At 45.5% G+C, this 17,866-nt stretch carries 17 protein-coding genes and 1 other RNA gene; 2 read left to right on the top strand and 16 right to left on the bottom strand.

All coding sequences use genetic code 11. The features are described from left to right. Positions 1-6 precede the first annotated feature (6 nt). On the bottom strand, positions 7-1,311 hold the full coding sequence (locus AELLOGFF_RS07460) for an ammonium transporter (protein WP_159268157.1): 1,305 nt from the start codon (positions 1,309-1,311) through the stop codon (positions 7-9). 559 nt (positions 1,312-1,870) lie between these two features. Between AELLOGFF_RS07460 and rlmB the strand changes: the two genes are divergently transcribed. Beyond that, positions 1,871-2,638, top strand: a complete 768-nt coding sequence (gene rlmB, locus AELLOGFF_RS07455; RefSeq protein ID WP_159268155.1) for a 23S rRNA (guanosine(2251)-2'-O)-methyltransferase RlmB — start codon at positions 1,871-1,873, stop codon at positions 2,636-2,638. Between the two features lie 15 nt (positions 2,639-2,653). On the opposite strand, the gene AELLOGFF_RS07450 is transcribed toward rlmB, so the two are convergent. Both AELLOGFF_RS07450 and AELLOGFF_RS07445 read right to left on the bottom strand, forming a co-directional pair. Beyond that, on the bottom strand, positions 2,654-3,829 hold the full coding sequence (locus AELLOGFF_RS07450; protein ID WP_159268153.1) for a vWA domain-containing protein: 1,176 nt from the start codon (positions 3,827-3,829) through the stop codon (positions 2,654-2,656). 1 nt (position 3,830) lies between these two features. After that, positions 3,831-4,679, bottom strand: coding sequence for an AAA family ATPase (locus tag AELLOGFF_RS07445; RefSeq protein WP_159268151.1), 849 nt, complete (start codon positions 4,677-4,679; stop codon positions 3,831-3,833). 206 nt (positions 4,680-4,885) lie between these two features. Between AELLOGFF_RS07445 and cysK the strand changes: the two genes are divergently transcribed. Continuing rightward, the gene (gene cysK, locus AELLOGFF_RS07440; RefSeq protein ID WP_159268149.1) at positions 4,886-5,848 is read left to right on the top strand and encodes a cysteine synthase A; all 963 of its coding nucleotides are present in this window, start codon (positions 4,886-4,888) and stop codon (positions 5,846-5,848) included. A 51-nt stretch (positions 5,849-5,899) separates the two neighbouring features. On the opposite strand, the gene AELLOGFF_RS07435 is transcribed toward cysK, so the two are convergent. The 13 genes from AELLOGFF_RS07435 to ffs all read right to left on the bottom strand — a co-directional run bounded on the left by AELLOGFF_RS07435 (position 5,900) and on the right by ffs (position 17,857). After that, complete coding sequence (locus tag AELLOGFF_RS07435) at positions 5,900-7,522, bottom strand: serine/threonine-protein kinase (protein ID WP_159268147.1); 1,623 nt, start codon at positions 7,520-7,522, stop codon at positions 5,900-5,902. Further along, positions 7,519-8,394, bottom strand: coding sequence for an alpha/beta fold hydrolase (locus AELLOGFF_RS07430; protein WP_159287836.1), 876 nt, complete (start codon positions 8,392-8,394; stop codon positions 7,519-7,521). Before AELLOGFF_RS07430 ends, AELLOGFF_RS07435 begins: the two co-directional genes overlap by 4 nt. Before the next feature lie 17 nt (positions 8,395-8,411). Then, the gene (locus AELLOGFF_RS07425) at positions 8,412-9,761 is read right to left on the bottom strand and encodes an autotransporter outer membrane beta-barrel domain-containing protein (RefSeq protein WP_159268143.1); all 1,350 of its coding nucleotides are present in this window, start codon (positions 9,759-9,761) and stop codon (positions 8,412-8,414) included. Positions 9,762-9,821: 60 nt separating this feature from the next. Beyond that, complete coding sequence (locus tag AELLOGFF_RS07420; RefSeq protein WP_235035742.1) at positions 9,822-11,459, bottom strand: caspase family protein; 1,638 nt, start codon at positions 11,457-11,459, stop codon at positions 9,822-9,824. A 132-nt stretch (positions 11,460-11,591) separates the two neighbouring features. Further along, positions 11,592-12,398 carry an FHA domain-containing protein gene (locus AELLOGFF_RS07415; protein ID WP_159268139.1) on the bottom strand — a complete coding sequence of 269 codons (807 nt, stop codon included), beginning with the start codon at positions 12,396-12,398 and terminating at the stop codon, positions 11,592-11,594. 158 nt (positions 12,399-12,556) lie between these two features. Next, positions 12,557-12,964 carry a hypothetical protein gene (locus AELLOGFF_RS07410; RefSeq protein WP_159268137.1) on the bottom strand — a complete coding sequence of 136 codons (408 nt, stop codon included), beginning with the start codon at positions 12,962-12,964 and terminating at the stop codon, positions 12,557-12,559. A 7-nt stretch (positions 12,965-12,971) separates the two neighbouring features. Beyond that, on the bottom strand, positions 12,972-13,424 hold the full coding sequence (locus AELLOGFF_RS07405) for a YcgN family cysteine cluster protein (RefSeq protein WP_159268135.1): 453 nt from the start codon (positions 13,422-13,424) through the stop codon (positions 12,972-12,974). 8 nt (positions 13,425-13,432) lie between these two features. After that, the gene (locus tag AELLOGFF_RS07400; RefSeq protein WP_159268133.1) at positions 13,433-13,711 is read right to left on the bottom strand and encodes a YcgL domain-containing protein; all 279 of its coding nucleotides are present in this window, start codon (positions 13,709-13,711) and stop codon (positions 13,433-13,435) included. Then, positions 13,708-14,826: a ribonuclease D gene (gene rnd / locus AELLOGFF_RS07395; RefSeq protein WP_159268131.1), complete on the bottom strand. Its 1,119-nt coding sequence runs from the start codon at positions 14,824-14,826 to the stop codon at positions 13,708-13,710. The genes AELLOGFF_RS07400 and rnd overlap by 4 nt, the downstream gene beginning before the upstream one ends. Next, the gene (gene recR / locus AELLOGFF_RS07390; RefSeq protein WP_159268130.1) at positions 14,819-15,418 is read right to left on the bottom strand and encodes a recombination mediator RecR; all 600 of its coding nucleotides are present in this window, start codon (positions 15,416-15,418) and stop codon (positions 14,819-14,821) included. The genes rnd and recR overlap by 8 nt, the downstream gene beginning before the upstream one ends. 2 nt (positions 15,419-15,420) lie before the next feature. Then, positions 15,421-15,744: a YbaB/EbfC family nucleoid-associated protein gene (locus tag AELLOGFF_RS07385; protein WP_159268128.1), complete on the bottom strand. Its 324-nt coding sequence runs from the start codon at positions 15,742-15,744 to the stop codon at positions 15,421-15,423. 11 nt (positions 15,745-15,755) lie between these two features. Then, entirely contained in the window at positions 15,756-17,645 is a 1,890-nt protein-coding gene (gene dnaX / locus AELLOGFF_RS07380; protein WP_159268126.1) for a DNA polymerase III subunit gamma/tau, read from the bottom strand. A 115-nt stretch (positions 17,646-17,760) separates the two neighbouring features. Further along, positions 17,761-17,857, bottom strand: an RNA gene (gene ffs / locus AELLOGFF_RS07375) — signal recognition particle sRNA small type. Between the last annotated feature and the right edge of the window lie 9 nt (positions 17,858-17,866).

Raw genomic sequence — 17,866 nt, 5'->3', positions numbered from 1 at the left:
AGATTACTATAAATCGTAGCCTACTTCGTTGTGACAAGTAATATCCAAGCCCTGCGCTTCTTCATCTGATGAAACCCGCAAGCCTATAAATTTATCTATCACCATAAATAGAACCCAACTGACTACGGCTGTGTACGCAAACGTTGCCCCAATGCCAATGAGTTGCACCTTAAGCTGGGAAGCAATTGTCACGCCTTCGGCAAGCCCTTGGCCGCTAAAAATGCCTAGTTCACTGCTGGCAAAAATACCCGCCATAAAAGTCCCCAATATACCACCGACACCGTGGACGGGAAAAACATCTAATGAGTCATCAATTTTAAAGACCTGCTTAATCCACAAAGTACAGTAAAAACACACTACACCGGCACTTAAACCGATTACCATTGCACCTGCAGGGCCAACATAACCCGATGCCGGCGTGATCGTCCCCAAGCCAGCGACCATACCAGTTACCGCACCCAAAGCACTTGGTTTACCATAGCGCACCCACTCAATAAACGACCACGTTAAACAGCCAACCGCCGCAGAGAGGTGAGTCACCAACATTGCCATGCCAGCGTCGCCATTAGCTGCAAGCGCACTTCCGGCATTAAAACCGAACCATCCCACCCAAAGCATACCCGCACCAATAAACGTCATGGTTAAGTTATGTGGCGGCAACGCCATTTGACCAAAACCCTGCCGTTTGCCTAATACCAAGGCCGCCACCAACGCAGCTACACCGGCTGTAATATGCACTACCGTGCCACCGGCAAAGTCCAGCAAGCCCATCTCTGCCAACCATCCACCACCCCAGACCCAATGGGTAACCGGCGCGTAAACAGCCAATAGCCACAGTGCTGAAAACACCATAACGGCAGAAAATCGTATACGCTCAGCAAATCCACCAACAATAAGTGCTGGCGTAATAATCGCAAAGGTCATCTGAAACATAATAAATATTGTTTCTGGAATGTCACCGCTGACACTCGACTCCGTTACCCCTGCTAAAAAGGCTTTACTCAACCCACCAACAAAAGCAGTTCCCTCGGAAAATGCCATGGTATAGCCCAGCGCGACCCACAGCAGAGATGCCAAACACGTAATACTAAAACACTGCATCAAGACGCTAAGTACGTTTTTACTACGCACCAAGCCACCATAAAACAATGCTAGGCCCGGTAAAGTCATAAATAAAACCAAGGCTGTTGATGTCAATACCCACGCTGTATTCGCGCCATCAATCTCAGCCGAAAATCCCCATTGCGGGGCAAGCAATAACATTAAAACTGATATACCGTGAACCGGCCGCCATAATTTAACGGTTTTCATCAAAAAACATCTCCAAACAAATCATATGTGCACCACAAAGTAACTAAGCGCATTCAATTACGCCCCACTTAAAGGCACTTAAAAAATAAAATGAAGCAAACCTAATATACGAAGAGGACAACAAATCCCCTCAATACTCTGATTTATAACAATTTTATCTAATTAGAACGTTATTTATTATGAAGCTCTTTACCATCACAGCAGTGACATGGTGAACCCTGAAAATAAAACGCACAATAAATAAGCAATAATCATGCCCAAATATAAAGCAAGAGCACCAAAAAGATGCGAGACTTATGTAAGACCAAACAAAAAACACATTAAGGAGTAGCTTTTATTTGATATACCCATCACAGGATAAAAAATTCGACCGACGAAAACTGCCACTTAGGACACTATTATTAAGTACAATGGCCAAACGCAGGCTTACATGTATAAACAAACCCAGCTAATAATGTAATCTCACTTCTCACCATCGCAACACGCCCTTAAACACGCTTGTTTTCACACAAAGGGCATATAAGCTATAACGCTATCTCGAAAAGGCAAAAAAACCTCAATGAGCGACTCTCAATACCAGCAACGCAAAGCTTTTTTTGACCAGCTATTAACAATATATGGTCGCAAACCGGTCCTAGAAGCACTGCAAGACCCCGCCATACTTATTTATAAATTACATCTTGCAAGTAGTAACAGAGAAGACGGGATTATTCGCGAAATAAAAACACTCGCCGAACAACGTCAAATCGACATTGAAATACATGATCGCAAAGCCCTATCACGCATTTCAAAAAACGGTAAACAAGACCAAGGCATCGCCGCAGACTTACAACTCAGCGCCTACCAGCCCACCTCTACGATAACGAAAACTGAACTAAGCAATAACAAACGACGCTATATAGCATTAGATAGAATTACTAATCCGCAAAATATGGGCATGATTATTCGAACTGTTGCGGCAAGCGGTATTGACGGTATCATCTTGCCCCGAAAAGGCGGTGCGCCTTTAAACGCCCTGGTGATCAAAGCTAGCGCTGGAACACTTTTTCGCGCCCCTTTATTCTATTGTGAAAATCTAGCTCAGGAGTTATTGAGAATGCAGGCTGACGGCGCAGCGCTTTACGGCCTATCTTCTCACGCAAAACAGTCGATATTTGACAATGATTCAAATCAAAGCCAAATATACATCTTGGGCAATGAAACAGACGGTGTAAGTAAAGCGATAACGGCGAATTGCGACACCATGTTGAAAATACCAATGCACAACGGCGTTGAGTCCCTAAATGTCGCCATTACGGCCGCTCTTATAGCTTTCTTGGGCCGCTAAACCAATGGCAATGGCTTATTTTGCCAAATAAGCCATTGCCTGCTCCAGACCACCAAGAGTCATAGGGTACATATGACCTTCCATCTGTTGCTCAACCAATTTAATCGACTGCGTCCAATTCCAATCCTGCGGCGGGACGGGATTTAACCACGCGACTTTTTCATAGGTTTCCCGTAGGCGACGCATCCATAGCTCACCAGACTCTTCATTCCAATGCTCTACACTGCCACCTGGCTGAACAATCTCGTAAGGTGACATTGAAGCATCACCGACAAAAATCACTTTATAATCAGAGCTATATTTATGAAGAATATCAAGTAATTGAATACGTTCAGAATGACGGCGGATGTTATTATCCCAGACCGATTCATAAATATAGTTGTGAAAATAATAATATTCCATATGCTTAAACTCAGTTCGAGCCGCAGAGAATAATTCTTCACAAACACGGATATGGGGGTCCATTGAACCTCCCACATCAAAAAACAATAGCACCTTGACCGCATTGTGCCGCTCGGGGACCATTTTTAAATCAAGCATCCCACCATTTTTTGCTGTTGACGATATCGTGTCATTAATATCAAGCTCTTCCGCCGCACCAGTACGAGCAAACTTACGTAATCGTCGAAGTGCTACCTTGATATTTCGGGTGCCAAGCTCAACATTGTCGTCTAAATTTTTAAAGTCACGGCGCTCCCAGACTTTCACGGCTTTCTTGTTCTTACTTTCTCCGCCGATTCGAATTCCTTCTGGATTATAGCCACTGTGTCCGTAGGGCGAGGTGCCGCCGGTACCAATCCATTTATTACCGCCAGCGTGACGCTCTTTCTGCTCTTCAAGGCGCTTTTTAAACTCCTCTATGAGTTTATCTAAGCCCCCAAGAGACTCTATTTTGGCCTTATCTTCATCACTTAACTGCTTCAAAAACTCTTTGCGTAGCCAGTCATCAGGAATCATCGCTTCGATAACATCGTCAAGCGAGCTCAATTCAGAAAAATAACTCGCAAATGCTTTATCGAATCGATCGTAGTATTTTTCGTCCTTAACCATGCACACACGCGCAAGCTGGTAGAACTCATCCACATTAATAAAGGCCAGCCGTGACTCTAATCCCGCAATTAAATCCAGTAACTCACGAACGGTAACTGGGATACCGGCATTACGTAATCCTAAGAAAAATTGTACTAACATATTAGCCGCGGCTCTCACGACGATGCATAAATGCAAGACGCTCTAACAAATGAACATCTTGCTCATTTTTAAGCAGCGCTCCGTATAACGGCGGTATTGCTTTACTCGCATCACGATTCTTTAGAATTTCATCGGGAATCTCATCTGCCATTAGCAATTTCAGCCAATCAATCAATTCAGATGTGGATGGTTTTTTCTTTAAACCCGGAATTTGGCGAATTTCAAAAAACACTTCCATTGCCTCTGCAACCAACTGCTTGGAAACGTCTGGGTAATGAACAGAAACAATTTTCTGCATGGTTTCACGATCTGGGAAGGTAATAAAATGGAAGAAACAACGACGTAAAAAGGCGTCTGGCAACTCTTTTTCATTATTACTGGTGATAATGATGATCGGCCGTTTTTTCGCTTTTACGGTCTCGCCCGTTTCATAAACAAAAAATTCCATACGATCTAATTCAACGAGTAAATCATTAGGGAACTCAATATCTGCTTTATCTATTTCGTCAATGAGCAACACCACTTGCTCATCTGCATCAAAAGCCTCCCAAAGCTTGCCACGACGGATATAATTGCTTATATCGTTAACTTTTTCATTTCCTAGCTGAGAATCACGTAAGCGAGAAACGGCATCATATTCATACAAGCCCTGCTGCGCCTTGGTAGTCGATTTAATATGCCACTGAATCAGCGGCATACCCAAAGAAGCCGCAACCTCCTCTGCTAATAAGGTTTTTCCTGTGCCCGGCTCACCCTTAATAAGTAATGGTCGTTTTAAAGCCACTGCCGCATTCACAGCCATGCTTAGGTCGTCAGTGGAAACATAGTTATCGGTGCCGGTAAATTTCATTTCTTTTTCCTAGTAAAGATGTCGCACTAGCTATAAACAAGGCGAAGTTTAAAAAGACTGCGCAGCAGACTACCCAAGCTAGCATTATAAGGCAATTACAAATCAGGCCAGCTATAGTGTGTCACTTGGATAAACTTCATGAATTTAGCCTCTTTTTTATCACTTTTAAGGCTTATTCGCCACATTCAACAACTATGGAGCCCTCTATGCCTGCACCATTTAACGATCTTAGCCTCAGTATTGGTAATACCCCCTTGGTTAAACTAAACCGTATAAGCCAACATAATATTTTAGTCAAAATGGAGAGTAGGAACCCTGCCAATAGCGTGAAATGCAGAATTGGCGCAAATATGATCTGGCAAGCAGAGCAAGATGGACTCTTAAAACCAGGTATGGAAATTGTAGAGCCGACCAGTGGCAACACTGGAATCGCTCTCGCCTTTGTTGCTGCGGCTCGGGGTTACCCCATTACACTTACCATGCCTAACACCATGAGCATTGAACGGCGTAAGGTGCTCCTTGCACTAGGTGCCAAGCTAATTCTCAGCGATGGTAGCAAAGGAATGAAGGGGGCGATTGCAGCAGCTGAGTCTGTCGTTGCCAGCGACCCAACGCGCTACTTTATGCCTCAGCAATTTAGCAACCCTGCCAACCCAGCCATTCATGAACAAACCACCGGCCCAGAGATATGGCAAGATACCGATGGAGCTATCGACATTCTCATTAGCGGCGTGGGTACTGGCGGCACTTTATCAGGAATATCCCGTTACATTAAAAACACCTGTGGTAAAGCCATTACCACTGTCGCAGTAGAACCCGAGTCCTCAACCCTTATCCGCAGCGCCCTTAGTGGAACAGAACCCAGTCATGCCCCTCATAAAATTCAGGGTATTGGTGCTGGTTTTTTACCAGACAACCTTGATTTAACCATGGTTGATCTTGTCGAGGCGGTTAGCGATAGCGAAGCCATGCAATGGGCCCACAGGCTCATGAAAGAAGAAGGCATTTTAGTAGGAATTTCTAGCGGTGCGGCTATGGCGGCGGCTGAGCGTGTTGCCGCACGCCCAGAAAATGAAGGTAAAACTCTGGTGGTTATTCTACCTGATTCGGCGGAGCGTTATTTAAGCTCAGCCTTATTTGAAGGCGCATTTACAGAGATCGAGGCTTAGAACAAAAAGGCGGATACACTGGCAAGAGGGGCTTATCCGCCTTTTTAGGTATTACTGCGCTCGCTTTGCTTGCAAGTTATTTTTAAGTGTAAGCAATTTAGCATTTTGTGCCAGAGAATCGTATTTCAAAAGCTCATCGAGCTGGGCAATACCCATGGCAATACCTTCGGGGGTGTTTGCGGCTCCGAATGTACCGACGATATCCTCTACAACCAAGTTCAGCTTTTCCATAACATCGTAATTTCTTGGGTGTAAAGCATAAGCGCGATCTAAATAAAACAAAGCACCGTTAACATCCGAAAATTGAAGCGCCTGGTCGGCCTCCCTCAAATCATTGACAAGTTTTTGCTGTACATCAGCAGACAAGGCCTCAAAAGGAATTTCTGGGCCAGCTTCCGGGCTATAAAGGCTCAAGTAAGCAGTAAACGTGATGACAACAGCTAATAATGCAATACCAAGCTGTTTAACCCTGCGACCGGCACCGCTAAACTGCCTGTAAAACTGGTCAGCATTTTGCCAGCGCTCTGTTCGCTCAAAACTCAAGGCCTTTGCTATTGCCTTCCATTGATATGCTGGAATACCTTTAATGCGCTTAGCTTGCATACCCGCATCACGGGCAACGGTAGCTTTTTTTCGATCAAAGGGGTGGCTGCCAGTCAGTAGCTGGTAGGCAATGATACCAATGGCATATACATCATCAGCGGGATCGGGCTTAGCACCTTCAAACATGTCACAGCTAGCATAAGCCGGTGTTAACCCCACTACCTCATCAACGACGTCTTGCACCGTACCCAGCCCCGCAGACAATGCCCGAGCAATGCCAAAATCTAAGACTTTTAACACCCCATCGTCAGTGACAAATATATTTGGTGGCTTAACATCTGAATGTACAATATTGCGTTGATGCGCATAAGCAAGCCCTAGGCTTAGGGCCTTAATATATTCAATAGCTTGAGCGCGACTACGGTTATCCTCCTTAATCACAGAATCTAAAGTACGGCCTTTTAATGCCTCCATGGTCATAAAAAACACATCACCATCACGATCAAAATCGTAGACAGTAATCACATTCGGGTGAGCCAATTTCTGAGATTTATCGGTTTCTCGCTGTAATGCTATATACGCAAGCGGGTCTTGGGAGAATTCACCGCTGATTAATTTAATTGCAACATAAGGGTCGTGATGCCGAGCCTCAACTTTCCGCTGATCCACCGCAAGAAAAACCGCACCCATCCCCCCTTCACCTAACATTTTTTCTAGCCGGAAACGGTCTTTAAGTAAATCACCCACCTTAAAACCTGAGCCACTCGCAGAGACGGCACTCTCTGTATTGGGGATAATTGCAGTAGCATCATTATTTGTAGTAACAACAGTGGCATCATCGTCAAAGTTAATAACCGAATCGTCATCACTGTCGATCTTGCTATCAACGATGGTTCCCTCGTCAAGTTCCAAGTTGTCTGCACCTAAAATCGTCAGGTCCACAACTTCATCCACATTGAGATCTATTGCACCAGCACTCGAGGAAGACAGCTCGGTAATATTATCGATGATGAGAGAACTATCTCCGCAAGCAAGACTATCATCAACATCAAATAACGATTCGTCTAACTCCGTATCATCCTGCTCCTGCACATCACTATGAGCAATTTTGGTTTTATCATTGTCAGTCATTGCGCTTGCCCCGATATAGGAATAGATACTTGTGGTAACAACATTGGCCATCGTTGCGCCCAGCAACAATTGTGATCTACATCAGCTAAAATCTTATGGCTACCACCCTGCTCTGCTACAAAGTCTAGAAGCTGACTTGCTGGGATATTTTTATCCGCTGAACCAGCATAATGTAAAAATGATACTGTGTTTGGGTATGTTTGCAGAGAGGGATCAAGTGACTCATTCAACGGCAAATAATTATGATGTTGTGTCCACGCATCAACATTCAAATTTGCCGCAATAGTGACCACCTTTTCAATTGATGGAACTGCAGACAAAAATGGCTCAGTCGCCATTAACATGGCCAAGCTACCACCGCCACTATAGCCAATTAAATGAACACTTTTTACGTCAAGCTCATCAAGCACAGCCTTAAGTGCCGTCGACATACTAGCGACAACCTCTGCGGCATACCGCGCTGATGTCCAATATTTTTTTTCACAAACACCACTATTAGCAAAGCCCATATAACAGGGCCGGCCAAGATAAAGCACATTTTCAGCATCAAGATTGGCCAGCGTCAACGCTAAGGGCTTGAGCGAGGTGGGATCCTCAGCAATCTCTCTGCCATAAAGCCACGGCCTGCCGTCACCTTCAATATAAACATGTAAGCGCTGGCTCTCAACCTGCGCCATTTTAAGATACGCAACATGCTGAAAAGGGTTGCCACGTATGGTTAGCTGCTCCATCCCATACCCGCTGGCCATTTTGTAAATACGCTGAGATGGAGAGCTGCAAGCGCTTAACAAAACAACAATACCAGCCGCAATCACAGGCCACGTAAGCTGCCACCATAGAGCGTGACCTAGTATTCGCGACCTGTCATTCATACTAGCGTAATAAACTGTTATGGAAGCTCGTAACGAACACCTAATGTTGTTGTATAACGATCTAAATAATCATGATAAAACAAACGCTCGTAGACTAAGAAAGCAGAAAGACCTTGTTTAAATTGCGCCGATGCTCCCCAAGAGACAAACACCGTACTTGAATCGGGATCATCCGCTTGGTCAGCAAAGGTACTGATGGCACTTTTATCAGAATCATTTAAAGTCTGGCCATTCGATTTATAGCCATCACCACCGTCAGCCAGCAATTCAACCCGTAAGGACGGTAATAAAACCCCCCAATTAAGTAATACGGGGTAATCCGCTTGCACAGACAGAGCAAGTGTTGTCGAATCAATATCCTGACTTTCTATACTACGAATAACACCAAAACCCGAGGCCGAGGATTCCTGGTATGCATCAATCTCACCTGATAAAAACAACAGCCTCGCCTGTGGTGTTACTCGCATGCCGCCATAATTTTCTTCAAAGCCAATTGAAATATCACCATACCAATACTCCCCATCCGTGGATGCACTATAACGATCAGCTGCGGTTGCTCTCCCGACATCAATATCTAATGCACCGTAGGCTACAAACCCCGCCACATAGCGGTTGCCCCAGTATTTTGCGCCATGGAAACCAATCGTCGTGGAAGATATCTCGCTACCCCCGTTGTTAGTATCTAGAACACTCTCGCCATCAGCGCCGGTCACGGTTGCGCCAATAAATGTAGCGTCGTCAAGGCGATAATCAAAGCCCAACGTATAGGAATCTAGTTCTTGTTCATAGCCACCGCTACGCGAGCTTGCATGCCGGTCTCGCTCGGAAAAATCAACAAAACTAAACAACGAAAAACGGCCAGTATTGATCAAATTACCGCCGGTATCGTCAGCACCTGCAGCGCCACCTAGCGGGCGATAATCATAAGCGTTGTTATTCCCTTTTTTCTTTCTCTCGTAAAACGTTTCGGCACGTAGCCTTAAAATTCTGTTCCCCAGTGTCATTGCCAATTCTTGAGCATGAGTACCGGTTGACTCACTGACAGGCGCACCACATGTTTCTGAGTATTCGGTTTCTTTGTCGTATTCTGTTTCATCATACGTCGTCTCATCGTAATACACTTCATCATAGGGCGTTTCAGTGTATTCAGCTTCTGTTACCCGCGTAGTTCCGCCATACGCTGCAGCAGTACTAAAGCCGCCATTCCCAACGGCACCCGTTGGATCAGTATAATCACCATTATCAGTCCGCGTTGACACACTGCTATCACATTCTTCTTCAGCTAAAACACCAACCGGTAGTAAAACTAGCGCACAGGTAATTGTTGCTGCAGCTAAGCTAGTCTTATTGAAATTTTGATTATTCACGTCGTCTGCTCTCTAAATTCATCGAAGGTTATAATTTGCCCATTAACATACTCAGCGCATCTAATTAATTGCTGTTGTTGGCACAAAGAAAAAATCACCGACTTCGTGGCCAGCGCCTTTTATAATTTTATATACGGGCTCTTGAACAAAATTATTAACTTTTGCTTGTCGCTTTACCGGTTCACGTATTTGCACGTACAAATCTGGGACGGACAACACGCCTTTGTTAGCGCGCAAGCTATTAATTAACTCCCTTGCGAATACTGAGTGACCGTCTCCACCTTGATCAATAACCGGTTTATCACCCCCTGATGACAGGAGCAACCTCGACCGCCGAGGAAGTTTATACTTAATATATTCTGGGTTATCAGATACACGACGCTCACCCATAAACAACTGACCAGGTGCAGAAGACAATAGGCCTCCGTAGCAGGAGTCCGCAATGACTAAAACCCGTTTGGCCTGTAAGCGACCTAGATGGTTGCTTACAAACTCATTCGATACCCAAAACGAATCATTAGGTGGAGGATCCGCATTTATTGGCAACCAATACCCTGTATCACGCTCACCAACATTAACCATGCTGCCATGACCCGCATAATAAATAAGCAAATTATCCTTGTCTGTTAATACACTATGTAGCTCATTTATTGCCTGCATGACCGTTAAACGGTCCGAATTCAATAGTAGCTGAACCTGAAAACCGTATTGATTTTCAAGAATCTCGCCAATTTCTTTTGCATCGTTTAAAGGTGTTTCCAGATCATCTAATACCGAATAATCCTTATTACCAATGACTAAAGCATAATAGCGGCCAAAGTCCACCTCACCCGCTTTGAGTCCATCACCTCCGCTAACGGGTGCAACAGTGGGTAATACCACCGAGGGGGTGCGTAATTTTGGAATAGTTGAAAGCCGATGTTCAACGCTGGCGCGGTCATTGTGCACAGACTTTAATAACTGCTGTAAGGTTGCTAGATCGGCAGAGGGGGTTTTAGTAGAGGATTCACTTTCGGTGGTTTTTAATTCTTGTTGCAAGGACGCCATTTGCTTGTCCAGCAAGGCTAACTGCTGATCTTTTGCTTTTAACTGCTGAGCAAGCTCTGCACGCAAAGCCTGTTGCTCACGCTCGGCCGTTTCCTGATAAATCAAGCTATTTTCCGGCATCCCCCAAGCTTGACGATAATAATTTATAGCAACTAAACGATCTTTCTCAACACCAAGCCCTTGTTCATAGAGTGTTCCCAAATTGAATAAGGCACTTTTATTTCCCTGTTCAGCTGCCTTTTGATACCAAAACAAAGCCACTTCATAATTTGGCTCGGTACCAAGACCTTTTTCAAAAATCTCTCCAACTGCAAGTTGCGCCTCTGCATCACCTTGCTCAGCAGAAGGCAGCCATACATTTAATGCGGTTTTGTAGTCTGCTCGGTCATAAGCTACATATTCACCACCGCGTATCCGGCAATCAGCGGCGGTAGTCTTAACCGGTCTTCGGGGTGACATATAAGACATATTACCAAGCTTACGAAGCTGTCCTGGCAACAGGCAATCCACTATTTGGAGTCCAGAAATGATATCTTCGGCACTCGATGGTGGAAGATTAGCTTCCTGATCTTGAGTGGAAGAACAGGCCGTAGCCAGAATAATGAACAATACCGTCAGACAGGCAAGCCAAGCCCGTTTGATTGAACTCAAATGATTTACCATGACCACCTTAGCCTCCATTGCTTAAGTTATGTCGTCATTCACCATCTAAGATATGCAATAAATTAGATGTGTGCTGAACGACAACTACTCTTCATTGTTCTTGTTCTTGTTCTTGTTCTTTTACTGCAACTTACGAAATACCATATCTACCCGACCTAATGTAACCACACTTTGATCTTTCAACACGACTTTCGCGCAAGCTTCTTCATCTACCCGCAAACCGTTGGTAGAACCTACATCTTCCAACGACCACACTCCCGCCTTATAAATAAGACGCGCATGTTGCGTAGAAATACTAGGGTCATCCACTTTAACCTTTACATCTTGGCCACGACCAATGCTCCAAAAGGACTCGGCCTTTTTGGCTGAAATTCCGTAAACAAGCGGCCTAGCCTGATTAATATAAAAGACTAATACGACATCTGGGTTAAGTTGTTTAGATGTGATGGTTCGCTTTATGAGTTTATCTATAGATTCTTGGGTGTAAGCGGGACTTTTTTCGACATTAGTCCAGCCTGAGGGAAGCTGGTAAGACTGCTGAAATGAGGTAACATCACCATCCGACTCCTCATCTACGACGACAGAGCCGCCTGTTAGCTCTTTTTGTGGGAGACGGGAAGCAACAATGGTTCTCTCATCGCCGGAGGCATTTTTAAGATAATATGCCATCTCACCAAATTTAATAACATCACCCGCCTTAACCTTGGTTGGCCGAGTTATCTGACGGTTATTTACTGACGTGCCATTAGTAGAATCCAAGTCTTCTAGCAACCACTCGTCTTCAGCAAGACTGAGTTTTGCATGGCATCGAGACAGCAAATCTTTCGCAATCGTAATATCATTGCTCGCGTCCCGGCCTATAAGTACAGATGACGCCGTGATCGCATATTTATCGCCACCATCAACGCTGACTAGTTCCAAATCCATCGACTTCCCTAATAACGCTTTTATACGTTGGCTCGCGTCCAATGCATTATGGTTATGATTTAGCTTCAATTACATGACATTGTTGCATTTTGCCGACAAAGTATAGCGAATCTATCGCAATTTAAAAGCAAGCAGCTATAAACTGCATAGCCCTAAGCCTAATCTAGACCAATTTCAGGTTCTGTGCGTACTTTACTCGCCTCTGAAGACGTTGCTACTGATTTCTTATTATCTTGACCCTTAGCGCCAAATACATAGCTCAGCAATATACCAACAACAAGCGCCAATATTTGAGATATAGCAATGACCAACAACATCGGAATAGCGGCCTCAAGGCCTTCTGTCAAAAGTGATAATACCGCAGCACCAGCCGAAGGAACCCATAATTCAGACATTTCAGGGTGACGAACCGGTAGAAACAAAAAGACCACACCCGCGGCCATAAGCCAATAACGTATTGCCCTTATCGGTAAACGACGAAGTAACATGCACCAAATCACTGACGCCACCAGCCCTACGCTGAGATAAACCTGCCATGCGAGTTTATAGTCACTTAGGTCAATCATCTGTCACCTACTCCACCCAATAAATAATGCGATCTTCGTAATCTTCAGTATCAACTTTGCTCTCACTCATACAGCGCCCTCGAACAGACACTGCAGCGAAATGAACACTATCAGTGTTGCCAGAGATTAATGGATGCCAATCCTCTAACTCCCGCCCTTCGGCCAAAGTACGATATCCACAGCTTTGCGGTAGCCAGAACATCTCAGCTGGATCGCTTTCTCGCAATGATACGCAGTTAGGGACCAATTTTCGCCTTTCACCATAATTGCTACAGCGACATTGATCGGTATCTAATAAGCGGCAGGCAACATCTGTGTAAAAAACCTCTCCGCTATCGTGATCTTCTAATTTATGAAGGCAGCACTTTCCGCATCCGTCACAGACAGATTCCCACTCTTCCGCTGACATCTCCGCTAAGGTTTTACGCTCCCAAAATGGTCGCCGGACTATATCGGCCATACTGATTCTCAGTAATCCGCTTCTGGCACAACACGCGGATTCAAACTTTCAGGCTGAGGCGGCAACTGAAGGTAAAACCCCTTTTCCGCAATCTCTGCCATAACCTTATTAACATCGGCACGTGCTAATTTTCGCTCCGCATTTAGCACCAGTGTCATTGAACGCTGAGGCTGGCCAAAGCGCTTCAGCAAGTCCTCTGGAACCCGCGACAAATCTTCTTGGTGGTCAACATACAAATACATACCCTCGGTACGTGAGCTGCGATAAACCGCGCAAATACGCTTCATGACCCGCCCTCAACTAGAGCTAACAATTTATTACCAATCAACAACTTACGCCATGATGTTGAAACACCAGACATCGTGCCTGAGCGAATAATACTCTCTATATCCCGCTTTTTTATAAAAACCTCGGCTGCAATATCATGATCATTAGCCACTTGCTCTGCTACCGATTTCATTTTTTTATAAAGCTGGGTTTGAGCCGGTGTAAGCGGTCTGGTTGCCGGTGGCGGAAAACAAGCTTCATCACTCTCATTGGCATTGGATAATATCTCTAACACAGTGTCGCCATAGCGCCTGACACTCCCGGAAGAGACGTCTTTTATCCGGTTTAATTGCCCCGCGTCATTAGGTTGTTGCCTAGATATTTCAAAACACGCAGCATCTTTTAACACCCTGCCTCGCGGTATATTTCGAGCCCGTGCTTCAGTTTCACGCCAATCGCACAACATCTGTAAAGCGTACTGCTGTCTTCGGCTAAGCTTCCACAATGATTTAACTTTCAAATAATACTCACTAGTGGGCGCAGGGTTTTCAGATTGATGCGTAAGTAATGCACAATCTTCATACCACCACTCCAGCGCCCCTTTTTCTTCTAGGCGCTGACATAGCATTGGATAAATCCGCTGCAAATAAAGGACATCCAAAGCAGCATAAACACACTGACTATCACTTAAGGGGCGAAGTAGCCAATCGGAACGGGTTTCTCCCTTTTCCACATGAACACCAAGACACTCCATTACTAACCGCTGATAGCTTAAACTCGCCCCCATGCCAGCAAGCGCAGCCCCCACTTGAGTATCCAACAAGGGCTGGGGTATACACTGAAATAAAACCTGAAACACCTCAAGGTCTTCACTGCAAGAGTGTATGACTTTTGGTAAATCATTCCGCCGCAGTAATTCAGTAAATAGCGACCAATCACTGATTGGCAATGGATCAATTAAATACAGCTCACCGTTGGCACCCACCTGCAACAATCCAGCAATGGGATAAAAGGTATCGGTACGGATAAATTCGGTATCAATCGCAAGAAATGGGGCCTCGGCCCAAACTCGGCAAGCATCAGCAAGGCCGGCATCAGTATCGATATAAACACGAGATTCTACTGGATCAGTCAATTGGACGGCGTCCTTTTAGTGCATGGGCCAGCGTACCGCTGTCCACGTATTCTAACTCACCACCTAAAGGTACTCCGTGAGCAATACGACTCACAGCTACCCCTCGGCTGCGCATTTGCTCAGTAATATAATAAGCCGTCGCCTCACCCTCAACGGTAGGGTTCGTTGCCAAAATCAGCTCCTTAATTGATAACTCCTCTGTACGCTGTAGTAGTCTATCAATGCCAATTTCAGCTGGGCCGATTCCATCAATTGGTGACAAATGCCCCATCAATACGAAGTACAAACCTTTATAGTCTCCACTTTGTTCAAAGGCGACAACGTCTGCGGGGGACTCGACAACACAAATCGTTTGCTGGTCGCGCCGCTGGTCTGCGCAAATATAGCATTGCTCATGCTCTGTGAGGGTTCGGCAACTCGTACAGTGGCCAACATGCTCTGCGGCCTTACTCAAGGCAACAGCCAGTCGCGCTGCGGCCGGGCGATTCCGCTCAAGCAATTGAAAGGTCATACGCTGGGCAGACTTGGCTCCGACACCGGGCAAACATCGCAAAGCATCAATTAAATCATCAATTAGAGGGCTATAACTCATAATTAGAAAGGCATTTTAAAGCCGGAGGGCATGCCTAAACCGGACATCATCCCTCCCATACTATCTTGGTTATTTTTTTCCACCTTACGCACAGCATCGTTGACTGCCGCTGCCAATAAATCTTCTAGAATTTCTTTATCTTCAGTCATCAAACTAGGATCAATTGCTACCCGTCGCACATCATGGCGGCCTGTCATGGTCACTTTTACTAGGCCTGCTCCTGACTCGCCTTGCACCTCAACGTTAGCCAGTTCTTCTTGTGCCTTCTGCATTTTTTCCTGCATTTCAGTGGCTTTTTTCATTAACTCATTCAAATCAGGTTTCATATTGCCTCTCACTAATCAACAAGACGTATAGACTCTTCATCTAAGACGCCATCAAATTCTTCAATTATACGCTTTACATAAGCGTCGCTGCGCAGCGCCTGTTTCGCAATAACTAAACGTTCAGCTAAGCAACGCTGCTTGAACGCGGCCGGTGTTTCATAAGCAACATCACCAATATTAACCTCAACTTTCAAGGGTTTGGCAAAATACTCTGACAACAATTCGGCAAGCCTTTCCACGTGTCGATCATTTAATAATGTCGCATTTTCGGATTCTATATTAAATGTAACAGTGGTTTCCGTTAAGGCTTGAATTTGACAGTGGCTCGCCACACTGCCCAACATTCCCGGTAATTGAAAAACATCAAATTGCTCACGCCAAGTCACTTCATTAAACATCTCGAAAATAACTTTTTCTGTCACCAAGCTTGTACCTGGGACAGATTTAGTGGAATTCAAAGGGGGTGAGTTGGCCTGTAAGCCTGCCTCAGAAACTGTATCAGGCCTGCTCTGAGCTACATGCGCAGGGCTATCCACAGGCCCCGCTGCGATTGCTTCCTGTTCACTGCCAAGCTCGGTCGCTGTGGACGGTATTGATTCCGAACTAGGAAGCTTTTCAGGCTCAATGACAGAACCTTGATCTTTAGCTTCAGTGGCTGCAACGGGTGATTTTTCAAGCTCGCGGCCTGTTGTCACAGCCCCTTGAGATACGGGGACAGCCCTAATGTCAGGCGTCTGAGGCTTTTTTACCGGAGCAGCGGCCTCCGCCACTGCCGGTACAGACTTTGGTAGTATTTGGCGAGGCCCGTCAATAACCCCCTGCGGTTTAAATGCCAACATTCTCAGCAGCAGCATTTCTAAACCAGACCGAGGCTCAGGTGCCAATCCAATATCACGCCGACCCGCCAATGCTATCTGGTAATAAAACTGTACATCTTCCGCCGCTAGCGCCGATGCTAAAGCGATTATTTTGTCTCGATCACCCAAGCTATTATCTAAGCCTTCAGGCACGGTCTGGGCAACCGCTAAACGGTGCATAACCACTAACAACTCACTAATTACACCGCTAAAATCCGCCCCCATTTCGGCGAGATCAGCCACGACAGACAACAGCTCTGCACCATCGCTATTTGCCAAGGCCTCAACTAAGCGATAAACCGAGTTATGATCAATCGTGCCAAGCATTTGGCGCACATCGGCATCGCCTAACTTTCCTGACCCAAAAGCAATCGCCTGATCAGTCAAACTCAAGGCATCACGCATACTGCCATCAGCTGCGCGGCCCAATAACCACAAAGAAGACTCATCGTACTGAACCATTTCATGTTCGAGCACTGTTTTTAAATAATCAACAATGCGCTCAGGGGTCAGGTTCTTTAAATTAAACTGCAAGCAGCGAGATAAAATTGTCGCGGGTAACTTTTGTGGATCAGTAGTGGCCAACAAAAATTTCACATGGGCAGGAGGCTCTTCTAGGGTTTTCAGCAGCGCATTAAAACTACTGCTACTAAGCATGTGCACCTCATCAATGAGGTATACCTTATAACGCCCCTGAGATGGCGTGTATTGCACATTATCCAGAATTTCTCGGGTGTCTTCGACTTTGGTTCTGGATGCAGCATCCACTTCAATCAAGTCGACAAAACGACCTTCATTTATGGCAACGCAGGCATTGCACTGGCCACAGGGTTCAGAGCTAACGCCTACTTCACAATTTAGACATTTGGCTAAAATTCGGGCAATGGTTGTTTTACCAACACCTCGTGTGCCGGTAAATAAATAGGCGTGATGCAGACGATCATGATCAAGGGCATTAACCAATGCCTTTAATACATGGTTCTGACCGGCCATTTCACGAAAGGTTTTCGGGCGCCATTTCCGCGCCAACACCTGATAGCTCATCGAACAATTCCTAGCATGCAAGCGGCAAGGATACACCAGCCCAGCAAGGACATAAACCAATGATAGAAGTAGAAAACTAACACAGATGATGATCAGAGTAAGGGCTTGGTGGCGGCCCAACTAGCCACACCCCGGCACACGAGTCAATAACTACCGTTGCTCCCTTCCGGGCCTGGCGGGGTTTGCTATTTATCGTTGCGAGGGGACCAGAAGGACCACCG

This window comes from Zhongshania aliphaticivorans (assembly GCF_902705875.1).
GTDB classification, from domain to species: Bacteria; Pseudomonadota; Gammaproteobacteria; order Pseudomonadales; family Spongiibacteraceae; genus Spongiibacter; species Spongiibacter aliphaticivorans_A.
The sequence above is the reverse complement of the archived record's forward strand: the minus strand, read 5'-3'. Positions and strand labels throughout refer to the sequence as shown.